Source organism: Mycobacterium sp. E2238 (assembly GCF_001672665.1).
Lineage (GTDB): Bacteria > Actinomycetota > Actinomycetes > Mycobacteriales > Mycobacteriaceae > Mycobacterium.
Genome location: NZ_LZKF01000241.1, coordinates 1 through 4,378 on the forward strand (window position 1 = coordinate 1; position 4,378 = coordinate 4,378).

At 69.6% G+C, this 4,378-nt stretch carries 5 protein-coding genes and 1 pseudogene; 3 read left to right on the plus strand and 3 right to left on the minus strand.

Annotated elements, in window-relative coordinates; genetic code table 11:
• Both manB and A5711_RS21755 read right to left on the minus strand, forming a co-directional pair.
• Positions 1-445: pseudogene (manB, locus tag A5711_RS21750) on the minus strand (phosphomannomutase/phosphoglucomutase); the annotation flags it as partial.
• A gap of 121 nt (positions 446-566) precedes the next feature.
• Positions 567-1,004 carry a DUF3499 domain-containing protein gene (locus tag A5711_RS21755; protein WP_197500969.1) on the minus strand — a complete coding sequence of 146 codons (438 nt, stop codon included), beginning with the start codon at positions 1,002-1,004 and terminating at the stop codon, positions 567-569.
• Positions 1,005-1,177: 173 nt separating this feature from the next.
• On the opposite strand from A5711_RS21755, the gene A5711_RS21760 reads away from it, so the two are divergent.
• Complete coding sequence (locus A5711_RS21760; protein ID WP_007168084.1) at positions 1,178-1,600, plus strand: metallopeptidase family protein; 423 nt, start codon at positions 1,178-1,180, stop codon at positions 1,598-1,600.
• A 13-nt stretch (positions 1,601-1,613) separates the two neighbouring features.
• Here A5711_RS21760 and A5711_RS21765 read toward each other — a convergent pair whose 3' ends face one another.
• Positions 1,614-1,952, minus strand: coding sequence for a WhiB family transcriptional regulator (locus tag A5711_RS21765; protein ID WP_067950190.1), 339 nt, complete (start codon positions 1,950-1,952; stop codon positions 1,614-1,616).
• Positions 1,953-2,304: 352 nt separating this feature from the next.
• Here A5711_RS21765 and cofD point away from each other — a divergent pair, with 352 nt between their 5' ends.
• Together cofD and A5711_RS21775 are read left to right on the plus strand one after the other, a co-directional pair.
• Positions 2,305-3,306: a 2-phospho-L-lactate transferase gene (gene cofD, locus A5711_RS21770; RefSeq protein ID WP_067950192.1), complete on the plus strand. Its 1,002-nt coding sequence runs from the start codon at positions 2,305-2,307 to the stop codon at positions 3,304-3,306.
• On the plus strand, positions 3,303-4,378 hold a 1,076-nt coding region (locus A5711_RS21775; RefSeq protein ID WP_067950195.1), incomplete at its 3' end, for a coenzyme F420-0:L-glutamate ligase. The genes cofD and A5711_RS21775, both read left to right, overlap by 4 nt.

Sequence of the window (4,378 nt, forward strand, 5' to 3'; positions counted from 1 at the left end):
CGGGTGGTCCGTCATAGCGCTCGACGCCGGCGATGACGTCCTCGCTGATGATGCGCAGGCCGCTCTCGGCGCCGACCGGCTTGGCGGCCGCGCGGCACAGCTTGATGCCGTTGTAGGCCGCCGGGTTGTGGCTCGCGGTGAACATCGCGCCCGGGCAGTCCAGCGACCCGGAAGCGAAGTACAGCTGGTCGGTGGAGGACAGGCCGATCCGCACCACGTCCAGGCCCTGGCCCGTCACGCCCGACGCAAAGGCCGCGGCCAGCGTCGGCGAACTGTCGCGCATGTCGTGGCCGATCACCACCTGCCGGGCGCCCTCGCCGCGCATCAGCTTGGCGAAGGCCGCCCCCAAGGCGGTGACCAGCGGCTCGTCCAGCTCCTCGCCGACCAGCCCGCGCACGTCATAAGCCTTGACGACGCGGTGCACGGTCGCGGCGAGCCGAGACATGCCGGGGCCTCCTGACGCCATGAAAATGCTTCGTTCCTTCGCCTGTTGGCCGTCAGCCTATCGGCCCCCGGGAAACACCGACCGCAGCGGTGTGCGGGGAATGCGCGCGACGCCGGAACGGCTAGTCACTGGGATCGGGCAGCACCCGCAGATGCCCGCGGCGCCGGCCGGATCGATGCTCGGGCGGCGCGAGCACACTGCTGCTGGGCGCGGTGGCCTGCGACCCGCCGTGATGGATGTGCGGGTCGGCGAAGCCGTTCACCGGGGCGTACGGCACGACGCGATCGCCACCTTCGCGCACCGCGTCGGCCAGGGCGACCAGGTCGTCCTCGTCAGGGTGGGCGGGCTCGGAAAGGAGGGGTCCGGCGTGCCGCACCAGATCCCACCCGCGGGGTGCGGTGATCCGGCCGGCATGGCCGACGCACAGGTCCCAGGAATGCGGTTCCCGCGCGGTCGCCAACGGGCCTACGACTGCCGTCGAGTCCGAGTAGACGAACGTCAGGGTCGCCACGGCGTAGTGCGGGCACCCGGGCCGGCAACAGCGACGGGGAACGTTCACGAGCGAAAGGCTATCGTGCGGAAACGCCGTCGAAGCGCCGGACACGCGCAACCGGCCGGCCCCCGATGTGCAACCGTTACCATCGGCGCGTGGGCGATTCGCGCAGCTCCCCGCGGAGGGATCGGTCCCAGGGCCGATTCGCTTCCCATCGGTCCTCCCGGCGGGGCCGCGATGTGCGCGGCCCGCTGCTGCCGCCGACGGTGCCCGGCTGGCGCAGCCGGGCCGAGCGATTCGACATGGCGGTGCTGGAGGCCTACGAACCGATCGAGCGGCATTGGCAGGCCCGCCTGGCCGACCTCGACGTGGCGGTCGACGAGATTCCGCGCATCGCCGCCAAGGATCCCGACAGCGTGCAGTGGCCGCCGGAGGTGATCGCCGACGGGCCGATCCCGCTGGCACGACTGATCCCGGCCGGCGTCGACGTCCGCGGCAACGCCACACGGGCGCGAATTGTCTTGTTTCGCAAGCCGATCGAGCGACGGGCCAAAGACACCGTCGAGCTCGGTGATTTACTGCACGAAATCTTGGTGGCCCAGGTGGCCATCTACCTTGATGTAGAGCCGTCGGTCATCGACCCGACGATCGACGACGAATGACGCTGGCGCGGCGTTAGATAATGCCGCGCTTGAGGCGGCGGCGCTCGCGCTCGGAGAGACCGCCCCAAATGCCGAAGCGCTCGTCATGCTCCAGGGCGTACTCCAGGCACTCGTGGCGTACCTCGCACCCCAGGCAGATCTTCTTCGCCTCCCGGGTGGAACCGCCCTTCTCCGGGAAGAAAGCCTCGGGATCCGTTTGGGCGCAAAGCGCCCGGTCCTGCCACTGGTCCGCAACGGGCGCCGGCATCGGCTCGGGCTCGAATGCGACTGGCGCATCAGGAACCACGGTCAGGTGCGGCCGAACGGGTCGGACCGGCGCTGAGACGATAGGGGTGTGCGGCGTGCTCGCCATGACTCCTCGAAGATGTTCGTAAGACATACGGTCGTCCGCCTCCTCATTTTGATTGGGAGAGTGAGTGGTTCCCACTTTTCTGATGTGTACAGACAATTCGAACAAGTGATCGAATCTCGGTCTGCGACACCGGAACCGGCCGGCCAACCGGGAAATGACACTGTTGTGATTAGACACGGGTTAATCTGCCGGGTCAAGCATTACGGCGCATTTCCATACCATCTCGTGACCGAATTACGGCGTTTCCGTTGTTTTGCGCATTCGGCGTGTCGATCACACCGCGCGCGACTACGCTTAAGGGCCGCGTAACGGCCCCGCCACCGCACAGTCGCCGGGCAGTACTGTCGTCCACGTGAAGGTCACCGTTCTGGTCGGTGGGGTTGGCGGCGCCCGCTTCCTGCTGGGGATTCAACAGTTGCTCGGGCTGGGGCAGTTCGAAACGCAACAGCACCCAGACGCGGGAGCCGGCAACCACGAACTTAATGCAATCGTCAACATCGGCGACGACGCCTGGATTCATGGACTGCGGGTCTGCCCGGATTTGGACACCTGCATGTACACCTTAGGTGGAGGGGTAGACCCGGAGCGAGGGTGGGGTCACCGCGACGAAACCTGGCACGCCAAAGAGGAATTGGCGCGCTACGGCGTGCAGCCGGATTGGTTCGGGCTCGGCGACCGGGATATCGCCACCCACCTGGTGCGCACCCAAATGCTCAACGCCGGCTACCCCCTCTCGCAGATCACCACGGCGCTGTGCGATCGCTGGCAACCCGGCGCCCGGCTGCTGCCCGCGAGCGACGACCGCTGCGAGACGCACGTGGTGATCACCGATCCGGACGACGGCACCCGGCGGGCGATCCACTTCCAGGAGTGGTGGGTGCGCTACCGCGCCGACGTGCCCACGCACAGCTTCGCGTTCGTCGGCGCCGAAAAGGCCACCGCCACAAGTGATGCTGTCGCGGCCATCGCCGACGCCGACGTCATCCTGCTGGCACCCTCCAACCCGGTGGTGAGCGTCGGCGCCATCCTGGCCGTCCCCGGCATCCGGGCGGCGCTGCGCTCGGCGACCGCCCCGGTCGTCGGCTACTCGCCCATCATCGGCGGAAAACCATTGCGCGGCATGGCCGATGCGTGCCTGTCGGTGATCGGGGTGGAGTCCACCGCGGAGGCGGTCGGCCGGCACTACGGGGCGCGCCGCGGCACCGGGATCCTGGACTGCTGGCTGGTGCACGAGGGCGACCACGCTGACATCGAGGGGGTCGCGGTGACGGCCGTGCCGCTGTTGATGACCGACCCGAAGGCGACGGCCGAGATGGTGCGCGCCGGGCTCGAGCTCGCGGGCGTGGCCCCGTGACCGAACACGGCACCGGATCCACGATCGAGATCCTGCCCGTCGCCGGACTGCCCGAATTCCGTCCCGGCGACGACCTGAGCGCCGCCCTGGCCGCGGCCGCAGCCTGGCTCCGCGACGGCGACGTCGTGGTGGTGACGAGCAAGGTGGTGTCCAAGTGCGAGGGCCGGCTGGTGCCGGCGCCGCAGGACCCCGAGGAGCGCGACCGACTCCGGCGCGAGCTGGTCGATGCCGAGGCGGTGCGGGTGCTGGCGCGCAAGGGCCGCACCCTGATCACCGAGAACCGCATCGGTCTGATTCAGGCGGCCGCGGGTGTGGACGGATCCAACGTGGGCCGCGACGAACTGGCGCTGCTGCCGGTCGACCCGGACGGCAGCGCCGCGGCGCTGCGCGCCGGGCTGGCCGACCGGCTCGGCGTCGACGTGGCCGTGGTCATCACCGACACGATGGGCCGCGCGTGGCGCAACGGCCAGATCGATGCGGCGGTGGGGTCGGCGGGTCTAGCTGTACTGCACGGCTATTCGGGGACAGTCGACCGCCACGGCAACGAGCTGGTGGTCACCGAGATCGCGGTCGCAGACGAGGTGGCGGCGGCGGCGGATCTGGTGAAGGGCAAATTGACCGCCATGCCGGTGGCCGTGGTGCGCGGCCTGCCAAAGAATCTCGTGGCCGACGACGGGTCGACGGCCCGGCAACTGTTGCGGCCCGGCGAGGAAGACCTGTTCTGGCTGGGCACGGCCGAAGCGCTCGACATGGGGCGCCGGCAGGCGCAGCTGTTGCGCCGGTCGGTGCGCCGGTTCAGCGCCGAGCCGGTCGCCGCCGAGCTGATCGAGGCCGCCGTGGCCGAGGCGCTCACGGCGCCGGCCCCGCACCACACCCGGCCGGTCCGGTTCGTCTGGCTGCAGACCGGCGACGTGCGGACGCGACTGCTGGACCGCATGAAGGACAAGTGGCGGTCGGACCTCGCCGGTGACGGCCGGCCCGCCGACTCGGTAGAGCGACGGGTGGCGCGCGGCCAGATCCTCTACGACGCACCCGAGGTCGTCGTCCCGATGCTGGTTCCCGACGGCGCCAC

Bases quoted from the DNA above. Each gene is read 5' to 3' on its own strand.
- A5711_RS21765 (WP_067950190.1), bottom strand. From the start codon at position 1,952: ATGGCGAGCACGCCGCACACCCCTATCGTCTCAGCGCCGGTCCGACCC.